This window comes from Antarctobacter sp., from assembly GCF_048262615.1.
Lineage (GTDB): Bacteria > Pseudomonadota > Alphaproteobacteria > Rhodobacterales > Rhodobacteraceae > Antarctobacter.
The window spans coordinates 1-24354 of the sequence record NZ_JBLXFB010000041.1 but is presented as its reverse complement, the minus strand read 5'-3'; the positions used below and the strand labels follow the sequence as shown (position 1 = coordinate 24354).

Sequence of the window (24354 nt, the reverse complement as noted above, 5' to 3'; positions counted from 1 at the left end):
TACGCCTTGAAGTCACCGAAGTACTTGGTGATCGCCGCCGTCAGCGTCGTCTTGCCGTGGTCAACGTGACCGATCGTGCCGATGTTGCAGTGCGGCTTGCCGCGTTCAAACTTTTCCTTACCCATAGGTAGGCTCCTTCTTCGTTTCGGATGGTGGGGTCAAACCCCACCCTACGGTGGTGGGTAGGGCGGATTTCCTCGGCGGGTTACCCCGCCGAAACCGCCACCCGGCTTATGCGTATTTCGATTGGATCTCGTCCGAGATGTTCTGCGGAACCGGATCGTAGTGGTCGAACTGCATCGAGAAGTTCGCCCGGCCAGAGGACATCGACCGCAGCGTGTTGATGTAGCCGAACATGTTGGCCAGCGGAACAAAGGCATCGATGGCAACGGCGTTGCCGCGAGGCTCCTGACCCGACACCTGACCGCGACGCGAGGTCAGGTCGCCGATGATACCACCGGTGTATTCTTCTGGTGTGATCACTTCGACCTTCATCATCGGTTCCAGCAGCTTGGCACCCGCTTTGCGCATACCTTCACGCATGCACATACGTGCCGCGATCTCGAACGCCAGAACGCTGGAGTCAACGTCGTGGAACTTGCCGTCGATCAGCGAGACCTTGAAGTCGATGACGGGGAAGCCAGCCAAGGGACCGCTGTCCATAACCGATTTCACGCCCTTTTCCACACCGGGGATGTATTCCTTGGGAATGGAACCGCCCACGATCTTGGATTCGAACGAATAACCTTCGCCCGGCTCTGTCGGAGAGATGATCATCTTCACTTCGGCGAACTGACCCGAACCACCCGACTGTTTCTTGTGGGTGTAGGTATGTTCGACTTCGTGACCGATGGTCTCACGGTAGGCCACCTGCGGCGCACCGATGTTGGCCTCGACCTTGAATTCCCGCTTGAGACGGTCAACCAGGATGTCCAGGTGAAGTTCGCCCATGCCCTTCATGATGGTCTGGCCGGATTCGATATCCGTTTCGACGCGGAAGGAGGGGTCTTCTGCTGCCAGACGGGCCAGACCCGCCGACATCTTTTCCTGGTCGCCCTTGGTCTTGGGCTCAACCGCGATCTCGATGACCGGATCGGGGAAGGTCATGGTTTCCAGAACCACCGGCTCTTTCGCGTCACACAGGGTGTCACCCGTGGTGGTGTCCTTCAGACCCGCCAGCGCGATGATGTCGCCGGCAAACGCCTCTTCGATCTCTTCGCGGTTGTTGGAGTGCATCATCATCATACGACCGATGCGCTCTTTCTTGCCTTTGGTCGAGTTCAGGATCGAGTCGCCCTTGTTCATCTTGCCGGAATAGATCCGGGTGAACGTCAGCGAGCCGACAAAGGGGTCGTTCATGATCTTGAACGCCAGACCGGCGAACGGCATGTTGTCATCCGCGCGGCGCGGGATGTTGCGCTCTTCGGTCTCGTCGTCCGGCGAGAAGCCCATGTAGTCGACCACGTCCAGCGGGCTGGGCAGATAGTCGATCACGGCGTTGAGCAGCGACTGCACGCCTTTGTTCTTGAAGGCAGAGCCCCCCAGAACCGGCACGAAATGCATCGCCAGCGTGCCCTTGCGCAGCAGCTTGCGCAGCGTCGGGACGTCGGGCTCTTCGCCTTCGAGATAGGCTTCCATCGCGTCGTCGTCTTCTTCGACGGCGGCCTCGATCATCTTGCCGCGCCACTCGTCCGCCATGTCCTGAAGGCTTTCGCGGATCGGAGCCTTGACCCAGGATGCCCCCAGATCGTCGCCCTGCCACAGCCACTCTTCCATGGTCACGAGGTCAAGCAGGCCTTCCAGCTCGGTCTCGGCACCGATCGGAATACCGACGGGAACGGCGCGCGCGCCGGTGCGGTCTTCGATCATGTGGACGCAGTTGAAGAAGTCCGCGCCGATCTTGTCCATCTTGTTGACGAACACGATCCGCGGAACCTTGTAGCGGTCAGCCTGACGCCACACGGTTTCGGTCTGCGGCTCGACGCCGGCGTTGGCGTCCAGAACGGCCACGGCACCGTCGAGAACCGCCAGCGAACGCTCGACTTCGATGGTGAAGTCAACGTGTCCGGGGGTGTCGATGATGTTCAGGCGGTGCTTGGGGCTGTCGGGCTCGGTGCCATTCTCGGTGCGCTCCCAGAAGGTGGTCGTCGCAGCCGAAGTGATGGTGATCCCGCGCTCCTGCTCCTGCTCCATCCAGTCCATGGTCGCAGCGCCATCGTGCACTTCGCCGATGTTGTGCGACTTGCCGGTGTAGAACAGAATCCGCTCCGAGCAGGTGGTTTTACCTGCATCGATGTGCGCCATGATACCGAAGTTCCGGTACCGTTCGAGAGGGTAATCGCGTGCCATGGGGCCTTGTCCTCAGAAGAAGTGTTTACCAGCGGTAATGGCTGAACGCTTTGTTGGCGTCGGCCATCTTGTGGGTGTCTTCGCGCTTCTTGACGGCGGACCCGCGCGATTGCACCGCGTCGATCAGCTCACCTGCAAGGCGCTCTTCCATGGTGTTTTCGTTGCGGGCGCGCGAGGCGTTGATCAGCCAGCGGATCGCAAGGGCCTCACGGCGCTCGGGGCGCACTTCGACCGGAACCTGGTAGGTGGCACCACCAACGCGGCGCGAGCGAACCTCGACCGACGGCTTGATGTTGTCCAGCGCCTCGTGGAAGATCTCCACCGGGGCGCGCTTGACCTTTGCTTCGACGCGGTCAAGCGCATTGTAAACGATGCGTTCGGCGGCAGATTTCTTGCCGTCGTACATCAGGTTGTTCATGAATTTTGTCAGAACCCGGTCACCATACTTGGCGTCGGGCAGGACTTCGCGCTTCTCTGCGGCGTGACGACGAGACATGTTGTAATCCTCTTACTTCGGACGCTTGGCGCCGTATTTCGAACGACGCTGCTTGCGGTCCTTGACGCCCTGGGTGTCGAGAACACCGCGCAGGATGTGGTAACGCACGCCGGGAAGGTCTTTTACACGACCACCGCGGATCAGAACGACCGAGTGCTCCTGCAAGTTGTGGCTCTCACCCGGAATATAGCTGATCACTTCGTAGCCATTGGTCAGGCGCACCTTGGCCACCTTACGCATGGCCGAGTTCGGCTTCTTCGGCGTGGTGGTGTACACACGGGTGCAGACACCGCGCTTTTGCGGGCACTGCTCGAGGTGCTGCGACTTCGAGCGCTTGACTTTGGGCTGCCGCGGCTTGCGGATCAGCTGTTGGATCGTGGGCATTCCGGTTATATCCCCGTGCTTCTCACAAATGTGCTGCACGGGCCTTCCCGTGCGGAGTTTCAGTTCGTGGCACCCTGCGCAAAGCCGGGCTCCGTCTCAGCGCGCCACCACCCTGCAAAGCAGGAAAAGACGCAAAAAACCGCTGCGTTCCCCTGTTCACGGGAACGACGCGGTGGGTGTCCAGAGGATCGGGGCGGTTAACCCGGATCGTGACCGCTTGGCTATGTAAGGCCGCCAGTGGAATTTCCACAGCGGATTAGCGGGCGTATAGGGGGAGTCGCGGGGCATGTCAACAGGCCACCGGGGTTGCCCCCCAAGCCCGGCAATGCCATGCAAGTGCAGCGGCTTCGCACAAAGGGAACGGGCATGCAAGTCATCGGTTTCTGCCGATTTTCCTACCCCGCCGAGGGCGGCTTTCAGGTCGAGCACAACAGCCTTGATGCGCGCATTGCCTATCTCTATGACCCCGCCCGGATCGCCGAGCGGTTTCGCCATTTCGAATGCCTCTGCCTGCCCGGTCTGAAGGCCCAGACAGACCCCGATTTCATCTTTGTGATCCTCGTCGGAGAGGCCATGCCAGAGCCATGGCTGGAACGCCTGCTGGACCTGACCCGCGATGTCCCGCAGGCCATGGTTGTGGCCCGCGCGCCCGGTCCCCATCGCAAGGTCTGTCAGGACGTGATCAACGCGGTCCGCGACATGGATCAACCCTGCCTGCAATTCCGCCACGATGACGATGACGCCGTTGCGGTGGATTTCGTCGCCCACCTGCGGCAGGCCGCGCAGGATTGCGCGCCGCTGCTGGCCAAGCACCGGCTGGTCGGCTTTGACTGGAACCGGGGTTATGTCGGCCGCCCCGACGCGCAGGGGCTGGCGGCCGAGGTGCAGGTCACACCCTACTGGGGGGTCGCACAGGCCGTGGCCGTGCGCGCGGGCGCACGGCAGACGATCATGAATTTCGGACACTACAAGATCAATCAGCACATGCCGACCGTCACCTTTACCCAGCCGGTCATGTATCTGCGCGGTCATAATGACCACAACGACTCGCGGCAGAAAAAGCATGTGAAACCGGTGTCCCTGCCCCGGCTTGACGCCGCCGGGGAGGCCGATGTCAAAGCCCGCTTTGCCATCGACGCCGATCACGTCCGGCGGGTCTTCGCCAACACCTGACCCTAGGGGCGGCTCCAGTGGCTTGGGGCGGTCACTTTCTCGCGCGCTGGGGTGGGGTGTATTGGTCGGCCATCGGATAGGCACTAGACTTAACGGAGTGGTGGCGCTGACACGCGCCGTGGTTTCCCAAGTGACAAAGGATGACTCCGCATGACGAAACGTCCGTTCACCCGCCGCGCCCTTCTTGCCACCGGCGGTGCCGTGCTGGCCACGGGCACCTCCGGACTGCTGCGGCCCGCCCTTGCCCAAGGCCTGACACCCACCCGGTCCATGCGCGGCGGGGCCAATAATTACCTGCGCGGCGCGACCATCGTTGACCGTATCGGCAGCGGCGGGTTCTGGATGACCGGCACCGTGCGGCGCGCCGGGGATGGGGCTCCGCTGCCCGGCCAACGCATCCAGATCTGGGCGCATACCACCGAAGGACATGAACGCGACCCGCACAGCCACGGGGCCACGCTGACCGATGCGAACGGGGTGTTCCGGCTGGAGATGCCGCAGATCATCCCGGCCTTCGGGCAGCCGCATGGCCATCTGGCCTATGACAGCGGCGACTTTGAAACCGTGTTCCTGCGGCCCGTCATGTCCAGCGCCCGTGACACCAGCCTAGAGGCGCATTTTGTCCTGCAACCGGCCTGAGCCGCCCCGGAGATCGGACAGATGCACCGGCTGCGCGCGCCGCTGATCTGGGTCGCGCTGGGGCTGGCCCTTGGCGGTCCGGCCTATCTGGCGGCGCAAAGCCCCCTGCTGGCATGGCGACATCCGGTCTACATCGTCGCCGGGTTTGCCGGGGTGCTGGGGCTTGGCCTGATCCTGCTGCAACCGCTGCTGGCGGGCGGCAAACTGCCCGGCCTGCCCTTGCGGCGCGGGCGGCAGGTCCACCGCATCACTGGCGGTCTGCTGGTGATGTCTGTTGTGTTGCATGTCGCGAGCCTCTGGCTCACCAGCCCGCCCGACGTGATCGACGCCCTGCTGTTCCGCTCACCCACCCCGTTTTCCCCGTTCGGCGTGGTGGCCATGTGGGCGATCTTCGCCACCGCTGTCATGGCATTGGGGCGGCGACGATGGCGCCTGCCCTACCGCATGTGGCGGGCGGTCCACACCACCCTTGGCGCGGTCATTGTTCTGGGCACCGTGCTGCACGCCCTGCTGATCGAGGGCACGATGGAGCCGCTGTCCAAACTGGCCCTCTGCGCGCTGGTTCTGGTGGCGACGCTGGCAGTCATCGCGGACCTGCGCGGCGCGCGCGGGCGGTGATCCGGGGGCGCCCCCACGCCACTTAATGCCGCCGACGTCCCCTGCCTGTGCGGGGAGCCTTGGCCGTTCATTTCTTTCGGCGAATGCCTTCGCCACGCTCCAGCGCGGCAGCCGCCTCGATCACAACGGCAAGCCGCTTTTCATCCGGCGGGTGTGTCCCCCAGAATGACAGCTTGCCATCCGCCCGGCGTACCGGTTCGGGCCGGGCAAAATAGCGCGCGCCCTTCACCGGATCGAACCCCGCAGAGCGGGCAATAATCGTGCCAATCACGTCGGACTCCAGTTCGTACTGCTGACTGAATGCCCGGTTCCCAAGCGCGTAGCCCAACCCGACCGCGTCTTCGATGCCCTGCTGCGCGGCATTGGCATCATAATACGGCGTGCCCGCGCTTTGCGCCTGAGCGGCAGCCATCAACCCGCCAAGGATCAGGCCGCCCACCGCCGCCTGTTGCTGGCCCTTTTTGATGTGTTGACCAATGTGATGGCCAAATTCATGACCAAGGATAAAGGCAATCTCATCCTCGTTGCGCGCGTCGAGGATCATCAACGGCGTGAACGTGATGATCGGCGTCCCATCCTTGGCATAGGACTGATAGGCGTTGCGTTCCGCCGTCCCCTCGTCAATCAGGATCTGGACATCACAATCAAAGCCCTTCTTTTCCGCCGTTTCCTGACGGCAGAACCGTTCCGCCACAGGCTCGATCCGTTTCGCCACGCGGACAAACTGGCGCAAGGCTTTGTCCGGCGACATCTTGACTGTGGCAACAGGGCGTTGCCGCTCCTCGGCAAACAGCCGTTTCGCGGTGGCATCCGACGTGGCCGACACGTCGGGCAGGGTATAGTTCGTGCCGCAGGCGGTCAGGAACAAAAGGGTGAAGGGCAGCAAAAATCTGCGGATAAATCTTTTGGGCATGGGCAACCTCCTAGCAAGCCGGGGGGCGGCGATAAACACCCGAATGCGCGGTATCCGAGCCATTATTTTCCACCTCTCCTCGCCGCTGCATCCGCGCGATTACAGAGCGCCCTGCTGCGGTCGCTCCTTAACAGATTGTAAATTCGCCTCTGTAACGCATTGATTTTAAACACGTGGCAAGCTGTCCACGCGTGGACAGCCCCACCAGACACGAAAAAGCCCGCCTCTTTCCAGAGGCGGGCTTTCCCATTTTTCAGATCAAGAGGCGCTTATTCGCGGCTCTCGGGAGTGTCCACGATCAGGGTGTCGAACTCGTCGCCACCGACCACATCCTCATCGGCCTTGACCGGAGCCGCCAGCGCGGCGGCCGCCTCGGCCTCTTCGCGACGCGCCTCGATCACGACGTTGTCGCGATCCTGAGCGATCTTGCGCACCTTCTGGGTCGCACCACCGGTGCCCGCCGGGATCAGACGGCCCACGATGACGTTCTCCTTGAGACCGATCAGCGTGTCCTTCTTGCCCTGCACCGACGCCTCGGTCAGCACCCGTGTCGTCTCCTGGAAGGAGGCGGCAGAGATAAAGGACCGCGTCTGCAACGACGCCTTGGTGATGCCCAGCAGGATCGGTTCGCCCTTGGCAGGACGGCCGCCCTTTTTCTCGGCTTTGGCGTTGGCCTCGTCGAACTCCATCTTGTCGACGTGCTCACCCTTCAGCAGCGTGGTATCCCCAGAGTCCTGGATCTCCCATTTCTGAAGCATCTGACGGACGATGACCTCGACGTGCTTGTCGTTGATCTTCACGCCTTGCAGACGATAGACGTCCTGCACCTCGTCGATCATGTAGTTGGCCAGAGCCTCGATCCCCATGATCGACAGGATGTCGTGGGGGGCGGGGTTGCCGTCCATGATGTAATCACCCTTCTGGATGAAATCCCCTTCGGCGACCGGGATGTGCTTGCCCTTGGGGATCATGTACTCCTTGGGCTCAAGGCTTTCGTCCGTCGGTTCAATCGTGATCCGACGCTTGTTCTTGTAGTCCTTGCCAAAGCGCACGTAGCCGTCGATTTCCGCAATGATCGCGTGATCCTTCGGACGCCGCGCCTCGAACAGTTCGGCCACACGCGGCAGACCACCGGTGATGTCCTTGGTCTTGGCACCTTCGCGCGGAATACGCGCGACAACGTCACCGGCCTTGACCTCCTGCCCGTCTTCACAGGACAGGATCGCATCCACCGACATGGTGTATTTGATCGGGTTGCCCTGATCGTTGCGCAGCGGTTCACCGTCGGCATCCATCAGGATGATCTCGGGCTTGAGCTCATTGCCCTTGGGCGCGGCCCGCCAGTCGATCACGATCTTCTGGGTCATGCCGGTGGCATCGTCGGTTTCCTCACGCACGGCGAGGCCGTTCACAAGGTCCACGTGTTTGGCGATACCATCCTTCTCGGCGATGATCGGCAGGGTGTAGGGGTCCCATTCGTACAGCTTGTCGCCGCGTTTGACCTGCTGGCCTTCCTTCACGAACAGCTTGGAGCCGTAACCCATCTTGTGGGATGCGATCTCTTCATCCTGATCGCTCATGATCAGAACCTGCATGTTCCGGTTCATCACGATCAGTTCGCCCGCGGCGTTGGTGATCGTGCCCGGATTGGCGAAGACGATCTTACCGTTCTGGCTGGCTTCGAGGAAGGAGCGCGACGAGCCCTGCGCAACGCCGCCCATGTGGAAGGTCCGCATGGTCAACTGCGTGCCGGGTTCACCGATCGACTGCGCCGCGATGATGCCGACGGCCTCGCCGGTGTTCACCTTGGTGCCGCGGGCAAGGTCCCGCCCGTAGCAGGTGGCGCAAACGCCCTCTTCGGCCTCACAGGTCAGCGGCGAGCGGATGCGCGCTGTCTGCATGCCCGACTCTTCGACCAGATCGGCGGTGCGTTCGTCGATCAACTCGCCTTCGCGCACCAGAAGTTCGCCGGTCTCGGGGTGCAGCAGATCATCCGCCGCAACACGACCCAGAATGCGCTCGCCCAGCGTGGCGACCACTTCACCGTCATTGATCGCCGCCTCGGCGGTGATCGCACGATCGGTGCCGCAGTCGTTCATGCGGATGATGCAGTCCTGCGCCACGTCCACCAGTCGACGGGTCAGATAGCCCGAGTTCGCCGTCTTCAGAGCGGTGTCCGACAGACCCTTGCGGGCGCCGTGCGTCGAGTTGAAGTATTCAAGAACGGTCAGACCTTCCTTGAAGTTCGAGATGATCGGCGTCTCGATGATGTCGCCGTTCGGCTTGGCCATCAGGCCGCGCATCGCGCCCAGCTGTTTCATCTGCGTGACCGAGCCACGGGCCTTGGAGTGGGCCATCATGTAGACCGAGTTCGGTTCCATTTCGGCCCCGTTCTCGTCCTCACGCCGGGCGGAGATGGTGTTCATCATCGCCTCGGTGACCTTGTCGTTACACTTCGACCAGGCATCCACGACCTTGTTGTACTTTTCGCCCTGAGTGATCAGGCCGTCCATGTACTGCTGTTCAAAGTCCTTCACCTGATCGCGCGTCTCGTCGACCAGTTCCCACTTGTTGTCGGGAATGACCATGTCGTCCTTGCCGAACGAAATGCCCGCCTTGAACGCTTCGACAAAGCCCAGACGCATGATCTGGTCGCAGAAGATGACCGACTCTTTCTGACCGCAATAACGGTAGACGGTGTCGATGACGGTCTGCACGTCGCCCTTGCGCAGCAGACGGTTGACCAGTTCGAACGGTGCCTTGGCATTCAGCGGCAGCAAGCCACCCAGACGAATGCGACCGGGTGTCGAGTCGAACCGCTGCCAGACCTCATTGCCTTCTTCGTCGATCTGCTTGACCCGGCATTTGATCTTGGCGTGCAGGTGAACCTGCCCCGCGTTGAGCGCGTGCTCAACTTCCTCGGGCGAGGAGAACACCATGCCTTCGCCAACCATGCCGTCGCGGGCGATGGTCACATAGTACAGGCCAAGGATCATATCCTGCGAAGGAACGATGATCGGCGCGCCGTTGGCGGGCGACAGAACGTTGTTCGTCGACATCATCAGAACGCGCGCTTCCAACTGGGCCTCAAGGCTCAGCGGGACGTGCACGGCCATCTGGTCGCCGTCAAAGTCGGCGTTGAAGGCCGAGCAGACCAGCGGGTGCAACTGGATGGCCTTGCCTTCGATCAGGATCGGCTCAAACGCCTGAATGCCCAGACGGTGCAGCGTCGGCGCGCGGTTCAGAAGGACCGGGTGCTCACGGATAACCTCGTCGAGGATGTCCCACACTTCGGGGCGCTCTTTCTCGACCAGTTTCTTCGCCTGTTTCACGGTGCTGGACAGGCCCTTGGCCTCCAGCCGCGAATAGATGAACGGCTTGAACAGTTCGAGCGCCATCTTCTTGGGCAGACCGCACTGGTGCAGCTTCAGTTCCGGGCCGGTCACAATGACCGAACGACCGGAGAAGTCGACGCGCTTACCCAAAAGGTTCTGGCGGAAGCGACCCTGCTTGCCTTTCAGCATGTCGGACAGCGATTTCAGCGGACGCTTGTTGGCGCCGGTGATGACGCGGCCACGGCGACCGTTGTCGAACAGAGCGTCAACGGATTCCTGCAACATCCGCTTTTCGTTGCGGACGATGATGTCCGGCGCGCGCAGTTCGATCAGCCGCTTGAGGCGGTTGTTCCGGTTGATCACCCGGCGATACAGGTCGTTCAGGTCAGAGGTCGCAAAGCGGCCACCGTCCAGCGGCACCAGCGGGCGCAGTTCGGGCGGAATGACCGGGATCACGGTCATGATCATCCACTCGGGCCGGTTACCGGACTCGAGGAAGGATTCCACAACCTTCAGACGCTTGATGATCTTCTTGGGCTTCAGTTCACCGGTCGCTTCCTTGAGGTCCGCGCGCAGGTTTTCTGCCTCGGCTTCAAGGTCGATGGCGGCCAGCATCTCTCGGATCGCTTCAGCACCGATATTGGCCGAAAACGCGTCCGCGCCGAACTGGTCCTGCGCGTCGTTGAACTCTTCTTCGTTCATCATCTGGCCGTAAGCGAGGTCGGTCAGACCCGGCTCGATGACGACGTAGTTTTCAAAGTACAGAACGCGTTCCAGATCGCGCAGCGTCATGTCCAGCATCAGGCCGATGCGCGAGGGCAGCGACTTGAGGAACCAGATGTGGGCGCAGGGCGCGGCCAGTTCGATGTGGCCCATGCGTTCGCGGCGGACCTTTTGCAGCGTGACTTCGACACCGCATTTCTCGCAGACAACGCCGCGATATTTCATGCGCTTGTATTTGCCGCAGAGGCATTCGTAATCCTTGATCGGGCCAAAGATACGCGCGCAGAACAGGCCGTCACGCTCTGGCTTGAACGTGCGGTAGTTGATGGTTTCCGGCTTCTTGATCTCACCAAAGGACCACGAAAGGATCCGTTCGGGGGAGGCCAGCGAGACCTTGATCTCGTCGAAGGTTTTAACCGGTGCAACGGGGTTGAACGGGTTGTTGGTCAGTTCCTGGTTCATGTAGTCCTCACAAATTCAGAGGGAAGCGGGGAAGGCGGGGCGGCGAACCGCCCCGGAGCAAGGCGCGGTGGCCTTACTCGTCCTCCTCCGCATCCAGGAGTTCCATGTTGAGGCCCAGACCCCGGACCTCTTTGACGAGAACGTTGAACGATTCCGGCACGCCGGCCTCGAAGTTGTCTTCGCCTTTGACGATGCTCTCGTAGACCTTGGTCCGGCCTGCCACGTCGTCCGACTTCACCGTCAGCATTTCCTGCAAGGTGTAGGCCGCGCCGTAAGCTTCCAGCGCCCAGACCTCCATCTCCCCGAAACGCTGACCGCCGAACTGCGCCTTACCACCCAGCGGTTGCTGCGTGACGAGGCTGTAGGGTCCGGTCGAACGGGCGTGGATCTTGTCGTCGACAAGGTGGTGCAGCTTGAGCAGGTATTTGACACCCACCGTCACCTGACGCGAGAACTGCTCACCGGTGCGACCGTCAAAGAGATCGGACTGGCCGCTCTCGTCAAAGCCCGCACGCCGCAGCGCGTCGTTCACGTCTGCTTCCTTGGCGCCGTCAAAGACCGGCGTCGCAATCGGCACACCGCCGATGACGTTGCCTGCGGCCTCGATCAGGTCGTCTTCGCCCATCGGCGCAAGGCCTTCTTCATAGACCTCATCGCCGTAGGCGATCCGCAGCGCCTCGCGCACCGGGGTCAGATCACCCGACCGGCGGTACTCTTGCAGCGCCTCGTCCACCTCGATGCCCAGACCGCGCGCGGCCCAGCCCATGTGGGTTTCAAGGATCTGACCGACGTTCATCCGCGACGGAACACCCAGCGGGTTGAGGCAGAAGTCGACCGGCGTACCATCGCGAAGGAACGGCATGTCCTCCATCGGCACCACGCGGCTGACCACACCCTTGTTGCCGTGACGACCGGCCATCTTGTCACCCGGTTGAAGCTTGCGCTTCACCGCGATGAACACCTTGACCATCTTCATCACGCCCGGAGGCAGATCGTCGCCACGGCGGACCTTTTCGACCTTGTCCTCGAACCGTGCGTCAAGCGCGCGCTTCTGGATCTCGTACTGCTCGTGCAGGGCCTCGACGTGTTTGGCGTCTTCTTCCTCGGCAAGGGCAAGCTGCCACCACTGACCACGGGTCAGAGTGCTCAGCAGATCCTCGTTGATTTCCGAGTTCGCCTTGACGCCTTTCGGACCCTTCACGGCGGTCTTGCCAAGGATCATGCCATTCAGACGCGCGTAGATGTTACGGTCGAGAATGGCGAGTTCGTCGTCCCGGTCACGGGCCAGCGCCTCGATCTCTTCCCGCTCGATCTGCAACGCACGTTCGTCCTTTTCGACGCCGTGACGGTTGAAGACACGCACTTCGACGACCGTACCATAGTCACCCGGCTTGACCCGCAACGAGGTGTCGCGCACGTCAGATGCCTTTTCGCCAAAGATGGCGCGCAGCAGCTTTTCTTCCGGGGTCATCGGGCTTTCGCCCTTGGGCGTGATCTTGCCCACCAGAATATCGCCCGGCTCCACGTCGGCACCGATGTAGACGATGCCCGCCTCGTCGAGGTTGCGCAGGGCTTCCTCGCCGACGTTCGGAATGTCGCGCGTGATCTCTTCGGGCCCAAGCTTGGTGTCGCGCGCCGCCACTTCGAATTCCTCGATGTGGACAGAGGTGAACACGTCATCCTTGGCGATCCGCTCAGAGATCAGGATCGAGTCCTCGTAGTTGTAACCGTTCCAAGGCATGAACGCGACGATCACGTTTTTACCCAAGGCCAGTTCCCCCAGATCGGTCGACGGACCGTCTGCGATAACCTCACCCTTGAGAACCGTGTCGCCCACCTTCACCAGAGGCTTCTGGTTGATACAGGTGTTCTGGTTCGAACGCTGGAACTTGCGCATCCGGTAGATGTCAACGCCCGCGTCGCCCAGTTCCAGATCCTCGGTGGCCCGGATCACGATCCGCTGCGCGTCAACCTGGTCGATGATACCGGCCCGCTTGGCCATGACAGCCGCGCCGGAGTCGCGTGCAACGACCTCTTCGATACCGGTACCGATCAGCGGAGCTTCGGCCCGCAGGGTCGGAACCGCCTGACGCTGCATGTTCGAGCCCATCAAGGCGCGGTTGGCGTCGTCGTTTTCAAGGAACGGGATCAGCGAAGCCGCAACAGACACCAGCTGTTTCGGCGAGACGTCGATCAGATCCACGTTGTCCGACGGCGACAGGGTGTAGTCACCGGATTTCCGCGTCGACACCAGATCATTCTCGAACCGGCCGTTTTCGTCCAGCTTTGCGTTGGCCTGCGCCACGGTGTGACGCATTTCCTCTGTCGCCGACATGTAGTGCACTTCGTCGGTGACAACGCGGTCCTTGACCACCCGGTAGGGCGTTTCGATAAAGCCGTATTTGTTCACGCGGGCAAAGGTGGCGAGGCTGTTGATCAGACCGATGTTCGGGCCTTCCGGCGTTTCAATCGGGCACATCCGGCCATAGTGGGTCGGGTGAACGTCGCGCACCTCAAAGCCCGCGCGCTCACGCGTCAGACCGCCCGGTCCAAGCGCCGAAAGACGACGCTTGTGCGTCACCTCGGACAGCGGGTTGGTCTGGTCCATGAACTGCGACAACTGGCTGGAACCAAAGAATTCCCGCACAGCGGCAGCGGCCGGTTTCGCGTTGATCAGGTCCTGCGGCATCACCGTGTCGATTTCGACCGACGACATGCGTTCCTTGATCGCGCGCTCCATGCGCAGCAGACCGACGCGGTACTGGTTTTCCATCAACTCGCCGACGGACCGCACCCGGCGGTTGCCGAGGTGGTCGATGTCGTCGATGTCGCCCTTGCCGTCGCGCAGTTCGACCAGCGCCTTGATGCACTGAACGATGTCTTCGCGGTCCAGCGTGCGCTGGGTATCGGGCTTTTCCAGTGCCAGACGCATGTTCATCTTCACGCGGCCAACGGCGGACAGGTCATACCGCTCGCCATCAAAGAACAGCGTGTCGAACAGGGCCGAGGCCGCCTCGACGGTGGGCGGCTCGCCCGGGCGCATGACGCGGTAGATGTCCATCAGCGCGGTATCGCGGCCAAGGTTCTTGTCCGCCGCCATGGTGTTGCGCATGTACGGACCGACGTTGATGTTGTCGATGTCCAGAACCGGGATCTCGGTCACGCCCGCGTCCAGCAGCTCTTTCAGCGTGCCGCCGGAAACCTCGCCGTCCTTGTCAACGGTCCACGTCAACTCATCACCGGCCTCGACATAGATCGCGCCGGTCTCTTCGTTGATGATGTCCTTGGAGACGTATTTGCCGACGATATGCTCAAACGGCACCAGCAGGTTCTTCACCTTGCCTTCGTCGATCAGCTTCTTGACCGCGCGCGGGGTGACTTTCTTGCTTGCTTCGCCAATCACTTCACCGCTGTCCGCGTCGACCAGATCAAAGGTCGGACGGGTGCCGCGCACACGCTCGGGGAAGAACTTGGTCGCCCAGCCCTCGCCCTTGCGGTACTCAAAATTCACGGTGTTGTAATACGCATCCATGATGCTTTCCTGATCCAGCCCGAGGGCATAGAGCAGGGTTGTCACCGGCAGTTTGCGGCGGCGGTCGATACGGGCAAAGACGATGTCCTTGGCGTCGAACTCGAAATCGAGCCACGACCCGCGATAGGGAATGATCCGGCAGGCAAACAGCAGCTTGCCCGAGGAATGCGTCTTGCCCTTGTCGTGATCAAAGAACACGCCGGGGCTGCGGTGCATCTGAGAGACGATGACCCGCTCGGTGCCGTTCACCACAAAGGTGCCGTTGGGCGTCATCAGGGGCATGTCGCCCATGAACACGTCCTGTTCCTTGATGTCCTTGACCGACTTCGCGCCGGTGTCCTCGTCGATATCGAACACGATCAGACGCAAGGTGACCTTCAGCGGGGCGCTGTAGGTCATATCGCGCTGCATGCACTCTTCGACGTCGTATTTGGGCTTTTCCAGTTCGTAGTTCACGAACTCCAGGACCGCCGTTTCGTTGAAATCCTTGATCGGGAAAACCGACTGGAACACACCTTTGATGCCTTCGCCGTCCAGCGGCTGAGGCTGGTCGCCGGATTTCAGGAACAGCTCGTAGCTGGACTTCTGAACCTCGATGAGGTTCGGCATTTCAAGGACTTCACGGATTTTGCCGTAGTAACGACGGAGGCGTTTCTGACCGAGGAAGCTTTGCGCCATGAGTGGAGCCACCCTTTCAATGTTCTCTGTCCGCACGTCCATACCGTCGGGGGCCACGGTATCGCGCGCGTCAGTGATGACAGACAATCGGATCCATTCTCGGCGCGCGTCCCACCACGCACCTCTCGATCCAGTATGCCCTGCCTTGGAAAACCCCTCTGACCCGAGGGGCTTGCCAAGACTGGTACGGTCGGTTTTCAGACATGTCAGATCGTGCCGCCCAACCAGCGCCCGCGTTACGGTTTCCGTGATGTCCGGGGGAGCCTTGCGAGATGGGAACGATGCGCTGACATTTCAATGCTGCGTGTCGACACCTCGTCAAACCAAAAGCGAATGCGGACTCGAATCGCTCGACCCCGCAGGAGACTTCCGAATATTCGGTTAAGCACGCGAACGCAAGACCCGCGACGGGGTTTTGCGTAATCCACACCTCGCGAGAATGGCAAAAACTGACCCGATCGTCAAGCTGGGATGATTCTCAACCAATCCGACAGGGATGACACCGCGTCGAAACCGCCACGCGCGCCAGACGCAAAACGCCCCCGGAGACCCCGGAGGCGTTGCAATGATACGTGGGGAGGCAACGCCTCCCGGCGATCACTTGACTTCGACTTCGGCGCCAGCCGCTTCGAGCTTTTTCTTGATTTCCTCGGCTTCGTCCTTGGAAACGCCTTCTTTGACAGCCTTGCCGCCGGCTTCGACCAGCTCTTTGGCTTCTTTCAGGCCCAGGCCGGTGATGCCGCGGACTTCTTTGATGACGTTGATCTTCTTGTCGCCAGCGGCTTTCAGGATCACGTCAAACTCGGTCTTTTCTTCCTCGGCTGCGGCGCCAGCGCCGTCAGCGGGACCAGCCATCATGACGGCGCCACCGGCTGCCGGCTCGATGCCGTACTCGTCCTTGAGGATGGTTTTCAGTTCTTGTGCTTCGAGCAGGGTCAGACCGACGATTTGCTCTGCAAGTGCTTTAAGATCAGCCATTTTGAGACTCTTTCCGTTTAGATGTGTTTTCCAACGTCAGGGAGATATCCCTACGCGGGTCGTTTCGGTGTGCCTTACGCCGCTTCCGCTTTCTCTTCGATGGTCGAGAGAATGGAGGCGATGTTCGAAGCAGGTGCGCCAATTGCGCCGGCGATGTTCGAAGCGGGTGCGCCGATGCAGCCAACGATCGAAGCAATAAGCTCCTCGCGCGACGGCATTTTCGACACGGCCTCGACACCGGCCCGGTCCAGAGCCGTTCCGCCCATGTTCCCGCCAAGGATTTCGAATTTCTTGTTATCCTTGGCGAAATCTTCGACGACCTTGGCCGCAGCCACGGGATCTTCGGAGAAGGCGAGAACGGTCATACCACCCAGCAGGTCGCCGATGCTTTCGCACGGCGTGCCCTGAAGGGCGATCTTGGCGAGCCTGTTCTTGGCGACGCGGACCGATGCTTCGGCGGCGCTTGCGCGCCCCCGCAGGTCCGTCATCTCGGCAACCGTGAGACCTTCGTAGCGGGCCACCACCACGACGCCAGAGCTTTCGAAGATCTGGCCGAGTTCCTCGACCACCTTTTCTTTCTGAGCTCTATCCACAGTTTCACTCCAGTTGTTGGAGGGCGGACCCTCCGGCTCATTTTGCCCGGGGGATGGCCCCGGACGGAATGTCCAATAAGGGTCGACGCATCACGGAGGGGCCTTGGCCGATCCGTCGGGAACGGCAGTTACCGTTCCGCAAAGATGTCTCTTCCCGTCTCAGGCAGGACTTACAGGCCAAGGCCAACCCACCGTCTCGGACGAATGCATGTCATACGCGACGAATCGCATCTTTCATGCAGGTCCTTCCTTTATCACTCTTGCGGGCGATGCCAAGGGTGCCGTGACACGGCAGCAAAAAAAACCTCAACTGCGGTCAAGCGCGGCGCGCAACGCCCGCGAAAACGCGACTGGATCCCCGATATGGTACAAGTCGCGGATCAAGGGTGAGATATGCGCCGCGTCGCGGGCCGCCCCGAACGATTCCGCCTGCTTCAGGAACTTTTCCTCATACAGGAACGCGGCGGCGTAGCCCGGCAAGAACCACGCGATATCCAAGGGCACGGCCCCGGCCTCCAGCTTGTTCACCGTGCGCGCCAGCACATTTGTGCAGTTGGAGAACAGGGTATTGTACCAGCGCGGCGCGGTCTGAAGGTCGGCTGTCTCATCCAGCATCGCCCGCAGGATCGCCTTTTGCTGCTCCAGCGGAATGGCCAGTGGATAAAGGTACAGCTTATCACCGGCGTAAAATTCGCTGTTGCCGTACATGTCCCGCTCTGTCGTCCAGACGAACATGTACTCAAAGATCGGCAGCACAGCCGCTTTGGGCGCGCTATAGGCCTCGCCCTTTTCGCGGCGCGCCTCGATCGAGGCAACATAGGCAGAGCCATCCGCAAAGGAAAAAGACAGCATCGTATGCGCTATGGCATCCACCGCGCCAAAGGGTTCGACCAGAAAATACGCCTGTTGAAGGGCGTCAGGATCGATGTCACGGGTGATCCAACTTTGCCGGGCGACAGCCCCATCCAAGGCATAGTCCCAGTCGCGAATGTCGGCGACGCGGTACAGCCCGTCCAGTTTCGACACCCGTGGCAGGCGGCTGTAATCGTCACGCCAGTCGCGATCATGCGAGGCGGGGGTCAGCCGCCAGTTCAGGTAAAGCCCGCCGATCAGGAGCAAGGGCAGCAAGAGCAAAAAGCGTTTCATGCGCTTGGTCTAGACGATCCGCAGACCATCAGGAAGACGAACCGCGCGCCGATGCGTCGGATGCGGCGGTGGGGGTGGCGGTGGGCGCCTTCCAGTTTGGAAATTTTCGCCCCAGCAAGGTCAGCAAATCGCGTTTGGACACTGGTTTGCTCAGCACCTCGTCCATTCCGACCAAGCGATAGCTGGACACCTGATGACTGAGGACATTGGCCGTGACCGCGACGATAAACGCAGGTTTTGCCCCATTGGTCTGCTCCATCTCACGGATGATTTTGGTGGCGGCAACCCCGTCCATCACCGGCATCTGGACATCCATCAGGATCACCTCGCAGGGGGTGTCGCGAATGATATCCAGTGCCGCCTGACCGGTGTCCGCGAACACAGGCTCTGCCTGCGTTTTTGCCAGAAACCGCGACAGGATCAGGCGGTTGGTCGCGTTGTCGTCGGCCACGAGAATCCTCATCCCCGCCAGCACCGGCACCGTTGCGGGCTTGGACCGGACCTTGCGGGCCTCTTCGGCGTTCGCCGTCCGCAGCGGCAAATCGCAAAAGAACGTCGCGCCATGCCCCGGCCTGCTGACAACCATCAGGTCCCCCCCCATGGCCTGACACAACTGGCGCGAAATCGTCAGCCCCAAGCCGCTGCCGCCGTGTTGGCGCGTGATGCTCGAATCCGCCTGCATGAATGGTTCAAAGATACGCGCCTGTGCGTCGCGGTCGATGCCGGGGCCACTGTCGTGCACCGCGATCACCAGACGGTGGTGTTCCAGATCCGGTCGCACCCGCACCTTCACGCCGCCGTCTCTTGTGAATTTCACTGCATTGGCCACCAGATTGTGCAGCACCTGCCGAATGCGGATTTCGTCCCCTATCAGCACCGGCGGCAGGTTTTCCTGAATATCCAGCGTCAGGTACAGGTTCTTTTCGCGCGCCCGCGCACTGTACAGGCCACAGGCCGCCTCGACGAGATCGCGCAGGACAAAGGGGCGTTCGTCGACGCCAAGCTGTCCGGCCTCGATGCGCGACAGGTCCAGCACATCGTTGATGGTCCCCAACAGCACCGCCCCCGACTGTTCGATCACCCGCAGGCAGGTGGTCTGATCGGCGGTCATCTTGGTTTCCGACAGCTCCGAGGCCATGCCCAGAATACCGTTCAGCGGTGTCCGGATTTCATGGCTGACATTGGCCAGAAAACGCGACTTGGCCGCATTGGCGTCTGCGGCTTCCCGCCGCAAAGCGGCCTCGATGCGCTGCCCCCGGTTGGCGAAAAAGACCTCGGCCATGACATAGACAAGCAAAATCGCGATCAGCACAAACGCGCCGAATTGGATGCGCGTTTGATAGGCTTCCACCGCCGGCGAATTCTCGAACCGTTCCATGGGGTTGCGGATGCCGAAGGTAATCGACCAGACGCGGCGGGATTCCAGAATGAGCTCCGACAGGTCATCGACAAAGCGTTCCAGCTTGCCACGGTCCGGCGGCGCCGCATCGTAGATCAATGGATCATTGGCCTCCAACAGGGCGACATAGTTGTCGAGAATAGTGTCAAACGAGACCCCCATGCGTTCGGAATCCCGGCCCGCGACATCGACCCTGCTCCACAGGATATCAAAGCGCAGCCGGACATCCGTGAGGTCTGTCCGTCCGGCCCAGTAGGATTCGATCGTGGACACCGTCCGCTGGCTTTCGAAATGCAATTCGCTCATCGACCAAAGAGCGGCCGTCACCATATGAACCGCATTCGAGCGATTTTTGACATGGGCCTGCTCAAAGACAAAGAGCAGGACCGCCAACGCAACGGCCGCGCAGAGCGCGGTCAGCGCGCGTAAAGCGCGCGCATTGTCACCCAGCCAACGGAGCATCGCCCCTGCCTCACTTCTGCACCTGGATGCGATTCAATTGCCAAATCATCCGCGACCCGTGCTCATCGTCGATCACGTCAGGCGAATCCGAAGGGTAGATGACCCAGATCGGCCCCTTTGCACGCGGCCGCATCGCTTGTCCGTTGTGATCGAGCGCCAGCAACACATTGTGCAATCGCGCGTCCGACACCGGAATATCGATCGTGAAATCGTTCAGCGCGGTGGCCAGCAACCGGCCCCCGTCAACGCCCAACGCCTCTAGCAGCGACGCAAGCGTCGGACCCGCAAAGTGCTGAAGCCCCTCGGTGAACGGTGTGTAAGTCTCAATCTGCTGCCAATCGAGCGCCTCAAGCATCGCACGATCAAAAATCGCCCGGCTGTCGGCATTGGTCACGTCGATTTCACCGCTGACGGTCAGAATCGGGGAGCCTCTTGGCACGTCGAGCGCCAGCGACGGCAAACTCCACAGGGCAGATAACAGGAAAACCAGCAAAACACGCAGTATCGGCATCGGGACCTCCATCCGGTTGACGAACGATGTCCCTACGGTCCTACGACAGCCCCGTTAATGAGGCGTTTGCAGAAATGAAAAAGGCGGACCACTGGCCCGCCTTCGTCAATCCTTGTGCCGGTCGGCTCAGTTGCCGGTGGCGTTCAGGACATCGACCGTCACGCCCGGACCCATGGTCGAGCTGAGAGCGATCTTTTTCATGTAGGTGCCTTTGGCGCCCGCAGGTTTGGCCGCACTCACCGCACCGACAAAGGCGCGGATGTTCTCGACCAGCTTGGCCTCATCGAAAGAGACCTTGCCGACACCTGCGTGGACCACACCGGCCTTCTCGGCCTTGAACTGGACCTGACCGCCCTTGGCGTCGGTGACAGCCTGCGCCACGTCCATGGTCACTGTGCCGACCTTGGGGTTCGGCATCAGGTTGCGCGGGCCCAGGATCTTGCCCAGACGACCGACGATCGGCATCATGTCCGGCGTCGCGATGCAACGGTCGAAATCAATCGTGCCGCCCTGGATGGCTTCCATCAGGTCCTCGGCGCCGACGATGTCGGCCCCGGCGGCCTGTGCTTCGTCTGCCTTGGGGCCACGGGCGAACACCGCAACACGGGTGGTCTTGCCGGTGCCGTTGGGCAGGCCAACCACGCCGCGGACCATCTGGTCCGCGTGGCGCGGGTCGACACCCAGGTTCATGGCGATTTCGATGGTCTCGTCGAACTTGGTATTCGAGTTCGCCTTGATGAGGCTGACCGCCTCTTCGACCGTCAGATCTTCTTTGCCAGCGAAGGCTTCGCGGGCGGCCTTGGCGCGTTTTCCGAGCTTTGCCATGATCTTACCCTTTCACCTCGATACCCATCGACCGGGCAGAGCCCAGGATGATCTGCATCGCCGCCTCGACATCATTGGCCGAGAGGTCTTTCATCTTGGCCTGGGCGATTTCACGCACCTGCGCCACGGTCACCGTTGCCACGGTCTCGCGGCCGGGGGTCACGGCGCCCTTGGGGCGGTTCCGCTTGCCCACGGGCTTCAGGCCGGCGGCTTTTTTCAGGTAATAAGACGCGGGCGGCGTCTTGATGTTCATGGTGAAGGATTTGTCCTGATAATAGACAATCTCTGTCGGGCAAGGTGCGCCCGGCTCCATGTCCTGCGTCTTGGCGTTGAACGCCTTGCAGAATTCCATGATGTTGATACCGCGCTGACCCAGGGCGGGGCCCACGGGCGGCGAGGGGTTGGCTTTGCCTGCAGGGATCTGCAGCTTCATCTTGCCGGCGAGCTTCTTTGCCATCGGCTATCTCCTGTTCCATCACCCCGTTGACGCGTCGCAGGGGCAGAGTTGTGGTGTGGTCAGGTCCGGACATCGCGACGCCCTCGCCTCCCACAATCAAACGGGCCACGACTCGCGCGACCCGATGAAGCTCTGGCGGATAGACCAGTTGCGAACAAAGATCAACCGCCCGCAGCGCCGCCCGAAACGAAAAGGGCGCGCGGCTTTCGCCACCCGCCCCAACAGTCCGTCCACACCGGGGTGCGACTGCGTCAGATCTCTTTTGTGACCTGGGTAAATTCCAGTTCCACCGGTGTTTCACGGCCAAAGATCGACACCGACACGCGCAGGCGCGCATTGTCTTCGTCCACACCCTCGACCATGCCGTCGAAGCCCTCGAACGGGCCATCGGTGACCTTGACCTTTTCACCGATCTCAAAGTGGATCAGCGTACGCGGCTGGTCTTCGTTTTCCTGAACCCGGCCAAGGATCGCCTCGACCTCGGCGTCGCGCATCGGCATCGGGCGCCCCTGCGGACCCAGAAAACCGGTGACGCGGTTGATCGAGTTCACAAGGTGATAGCCCCGGTCCGACATTTCCATGTGGACCAGCACATACCCCGGCATGAAACGACGCTCGGTCGTCACCTTCTTGCCGCGACGCACTTCGATCACTTCTTCGGTCGGGACCAGAACCTCGTCGATCTGATCCTCGAGGCTTTGCTCTTCGACCGCTGTCCGGATCTGTTCGGCAATCTTCTTCTCGAAGTTCGAGAGAACGCTTACCGAATACCACCGCTTTGCCATGTGCTACCTTCGATCTTTCAGCCCCGCACGGGCCTGCCCAAAACGAAAATCGGCGCGCGAGACCGCGCGCCAACTGTGTCGGTGGTCCTTATCGGCCCTCGTCCCGCATTGCAAGCGCTTCTGCGGCAAGACCGGACAGGACCGCGCCGCGTCAGCCGTTGCCGATCGCCGACAGCAACGCCTGCAAACCAGACCGGATTCCCAGATCGACAAGGGCGAAGAAGATCGCCGTCAGCGTGGCCATGATGAACACCATGATGGTGGTCAGGAAAACCTCGCGCCGTGTCGGCCAGACGATCTTGGCCACTTCGGCCCGGACCTGCTGGATGAACTGAAGCGGATTGGTGGTTGCCATGCTGTGAATTCCCGTGCGTATCGACGTTTGCCCGGAAATACGCGCAGACGCCCGCAAATACAAGACCCGCCCCCGGACGCGGACCATACCGCCGGATTCTCACCAAAACGCGACTGGTTTCCGACAACTGTGATGGAACCGCCGCGCCGCCACCGGGTTACGCGCCCGCGATTCATTATCTATCCAACCACCTGTAAAAAAATGATTTTTCCGGGAACAACCGCCGCCGCAGCCCGTTATCCCCACAGAACCGCCGAGGCACCGCGCCACGGCAAAGTGAAACCAGAAGCAAAGGAGCCATCCTCATGACTCGCTTTCTGACCGCCACCGCAATCGCAGCCGTCATCGGCACCTCCGCCATGGCACAGACCCAGCTTGAGATCAGCACGATCGAAAGCTTCCTGCCGCGGATCAAGATCGAAACCCTGACAGAGCAACAGATCACCCAGCTCATGTTGACCGCCAACAGCGGTGAGTCCGTTTCGGAAAAGGGTTTGCAGATGCGCGCCCTCGTGACCGAGGACAACCTCACGCCGATCGAGTCGGTTGAGGTCGAAGTTCAGGAAGGGCTGACCGAAGCCGAGCGTGCCGAGATCAATCTGTACGCGCCAGAGCTGGACATTGCCGCCCTGAGCGACATCGACATCCAGCGCCTGCAAACCGCAATTCACAGCGGCGACAATTCGGATGTCGATACGGTGGTGCGCAGCCTGATGGCTGACTGACACCAGACCGCACATCACAGAAAGGGGGCTGCCTTCGGGCGGCCCTTTTTCATGTCCGGTGTCTGGATACCCGGAGCACTGCACCCGGCATGGCGGGCAAAACGCGTGTCTGGATTTTTTGGCAGGGGCAGCAGGGTTCGAACCCGCGACCTACGGTTTTGGAGACCGTCGCTCTACCAGCTGAGCTATACCCCTAAGGCCGTGCCGTGGGGTACGCCAACCCGCAGGTGAAATCAAGAGGTCAAAGCAGGGGATTTTGCGAACGGTTCGTGGCGACCTGCCCCCGCGGTCCCACCGATCGTCTCACGGATTTGCGCACGCTTGATCACAGGTTTCGGCACATCACCTCACGGCCTCGGGCGCGGTCTGAAACAAACCGGCACCGCGGGACAATTTCCACGCGCCGCACTTTCTTGTGAACGGAAAAAATCATCCCGGTTCGCGCGCCGCAGTCACGCAAGGCGTAGCCGTTTCGACCCTCTCAAGACCAGCAAAACCTGACCCGAACCATCCCTGTGCAAGAACGCACAGCCACATGTCTATCCTTATGAATTTCAATAACAAATCGGCGTGAGTGATTGCGATCATCCTGTGAGTTTAAAACCGCCGGAACACCCCCAGTTTGTTTGGTGTCGGACGGACAACCCGGCACACACCGAGCCGGGGCATACCCGTCCCAAACCAAACCAGACCCAAAAGGACACCGACATGAAAACCCTTATCGCTTCCGCCCTCATCGCCACCGCAGCCTTCGCTGGCTCCGCCCATGCCATGACCTCGATTTCCGTTGACCGTGACGCGCAGTACATCGTCCCC

The 24354-nt window shown here is 61.2% G+C and carries 20 protein-coding genes and 1 tRNA gene; 4 read left to right on the top strand and 17 right to left on the bottom strand.

Annotation, left to right across the window (positions count from 1 at the left end; all coding sequences use genetic code 11):
- From ACN0S5_RS22760 to rpsL, 4 genes are all read right to left on the bottom strand, one after another.
- A partial coding sequence (locus ACN0S5_RS22760) for a GTP-binding protein (RefSeq protein ID WP_299930568.1) occupies positions 1 to 125 on the bottom strand: 125 nt, incomplete at its 3' end.
- Between the two features lie 106 nt (positions 126 to 231).
- Positions 232 to 2349, bottom strand: coding sequence for an elongation factor G (gene fusA / locus ACN0S5_RS22755; RefSeq protein WP_417211465.1), 2118 nt, complete (start codon positions 2347 to 2349; stop codon positions 232 to 234).
- Between the two features lie 25 nt (positions 2350 to 2374).
- Positions 2375 to 2845: a 30S ribosomal protein S7 gene (gene rpsG, locus ACN0S5_RS22750; RefSeq protein WP_089279935.1), complete on the bottom strand. Its 471-nt coding sequence runs from the start codon at positions 2843 to 2845 to the stop codon at positions 2375 to 2377.
- Positions 2846 to 2857: 12 nt separating this feature from the next.
- Positions 2858 to 3229, bottom strand: coding sequence for a 30S ribosomal protein S12 (rpsL, locus tag ACN0S5_RS22745; RefSeq protein WP_005862801.1), 372 nt, complete (start codon positions 3227 to 3229; stop codon positions 2858 to 2860).
- A 366-nt stretch (positions 3230 to 3595) separates the two neighbouring features.
- Here rpsL and ACN0S5_RS22740 point away from each other — a divergent pair, with 366 nt between their 5' ends.
- The 3 genes from ACN0S5_RS22740 to ACN0S5_RS22730 all read left to right on the top strand — a co-directional run bounded on the left by ACN0S5_RS22740 (position 3596) and on the right by ACN0S5_RS22730 (position 5659).
- Positions 3596 to 4402, top strand: coding sequence for a glycosyltransferase (locus tag ACN0S5_RS22740; protein WP_417211464.1), 807 nt, complete (start codon positions 3596 to 3598; stop codon positions 4400 to 4402).
- A 150-nt stretch (positions 4403 to 4552) separates the two neighbouring features.
- The gene (locus ACN0S5_RS22735; protein WP_417211463.1) at positions 4553 to 5041 is read left to right on the top strand and encodes a twin-arginine translocation pathway signal; all 489 of its coding nucleotides are present in this window, start codon (positions 4553 to 4555) and stop codon (positions 5039 to 5041) included.
- Between the two features lie 21 nt (positions 5042 to 5062).
- Entirely contained in the window at positions 5063 to 5659 is a 597-nt protein-coding gene (locus ACN0S5_RS22730) for a ferric reductase-like transmembrane domain-containing protein (protein WP_417211462.1), read from the top strand.
- Between the two features lie 67 nt (positions 5660 to 5726).
- Here ACN0S5_RS22730 and ACN0S5_RS22725 read toward each other — a convergent pair whose 3' ends face one another.
- From ACN0S5_RS22725 to secE, 12 genes are all read right to left on the bottom strand, one after another.
- On the bottom strand, positions 5727 to 6572 hold the full coding sequence (locus ACN0S5_RS22725) for a M48 family metalloprotease (protein WP_417211461.1): 846 nt from the start codon (positions 6570 to 6572) through the stop codon (positions 5727 to 5729).
- Between the two features lie 269 nt (positions 6573 to 6841).
- Complete coding sequence (gene rpoC, locus ACN0S5_RS22720; protein ID WP_417211460.1) at positions 6842 to 11092, bottom strand: DNA-directed RNA polymerase subunit beta'; 4251 nt, start codon at positions 11090 to 11092, stop codon at positions 6842 to 6844.
- 73 nt (positions 11093 to 11165) lie between these two features.
- On the bottom strand, positions 11166 to 15302 hold the full coding sequence (gene rpoB, locus ACN0S5_RS22715; RefSeq protein WP_417211467.1) for a DNA-directed RNA polymerase subunit beta: 4137 nt from the start codon (positions 15300 to 15302) through the stop codon (positions 11166 to 11168).
- A gap of 597 nt (positions 15303 to 15899) precedes the next feature.
- Positions 15900 to 16280 carry a 50S ribosomal protein L7/L12 gene (gene rplL / locus ACN0S5_RS22710; RefSeq protein WP_089279930.1) on the bottom strand — a complete coding sequence of 127 codons (381 nt, stop codon included), beginning with the start codon at positions 16278 to 16280 and terminating at the stop codon, positions 15900 to 15902.
- 74 nt (positions 16281 to 16354) lie between these two features.
- Positions 16355 to 16873, bottom strand: coding sequence for a 50S ribosomal protein L10 (gene rplJ / locus ACN0S5_RS22705; RefSeq protein WP_417211459.1), 519 nt, complete (start codon positions 16871 to 16873; stop codon positions 16355 to 16357).
- 306 nt (positions 16874 to 17179) lie between these two features.
- Entirely contained in the window at positions 17180 to 18019 is an 840-nt protein-coding gene (locus ACN0S5_RS22700; protein WP_417211458.1) for a DUF4105 domain-containing protein, read from the bottom strand.
- Positions 18020 to 18047: 28 nt separating this feature from the next.
- On the bottom strand, positions 18048 to 19880 hold the full coding sequence (locus tag ACN0S5_RS22695; RefSeq protein WP_417211457.1) for an ATP-binding protein: 1833 nt from the start codon (positions 19878 to 19880) through the stop codon (positions 18048 to 18050).
- Positions 19881 to 19890: 10 nt separating this feature from the next.
- Complete coding sequence (locus tag ACN0S5_RS22690) at positions 19891 to 20391, bottom strand: molybdopterin-dependent oxidoreductase (RefSeq protein WP_417211456.1); 501 nt, start codon at positions 20389 to 20391, stop codon at positions 19891 to 19893.
- Positions 20392 to 20517: 126 nt separating this feature from the next.
- Positions 20518 to 21216, bottom strand: coding sequence for a 50S ribosomal protein L1 (gene rplA, locus ACN0S5_RS22685; protein ID WP_417211454.1), 699 nt, complete (start codon positions 21214 to 21216; stop codon positions 20518 to 20520).
- 4 nt (positions 21217 to 21220) lie between these two features.
- Entirely contained in the window at positions 21221 to 21673 is a 453-nt protein-coding gene (rplK, locus tag ACN0S5_RS22680; protein ID WP_094033641.1) for a 50S ribosomal protein L11, read from the bottom strand.
- A 251-nt stretch (positions 21674 to 21924) separates the two neighbouring features.
- A complete protein-coding gene (gene nusG / locus ACN0S5_RS22675; RefSeq protein WP_323770821.1) occupies positions 21925 to 22458 on the bottom strand; it encodes a transcription termination/antitermination protein NusG in 534 nt (177 codons plus the stop codon).
- Between the two features lie 151 nt (positions 22459 to 22609).
- Positions 22610 to 22813 carry a preprotein translocase subunit SecE gene (gene secE, locus ACN0S5_RS22670; RefSeq protein ID WP_417211453.1) on the bottom strand — a complete coding sequence of 68 codons (204 nt, stop codon included), beginning with the start codon at positions 22811 to 22813 and terminating at the stop codon, positions 22610 to 22612.
- A gap of 305 nt (positions 22814 to 23118) precedes the next feature.
- On the opposite strand from secE, the gene ACN0S5_RS22665 reads away from it, so the two are divergent.
- Positions 23119 to 23538 (top strand): hypothetical protein, encoded by a 420-nt coding sequence (locus ACN0S5_RS22665; RefSeq protein ID WP_417211452.1) that lies wholly within the window; start codon positions 23119 to 23121, stop codon positions 23536 to 23538.
- 119 nt (positions 23539 to 23657) lie between these two features.
- Here ACN0S5_RS22665 and ACN0S5_RS22660 read toward each other — a convergent pair.
- Positions 23658 to 23733, bottom strand: a tRNA-Trp gene (locus ACN0S5_RS22660).
- Positions 23734 to 24354: the final 621 nt, after the last annotated feature.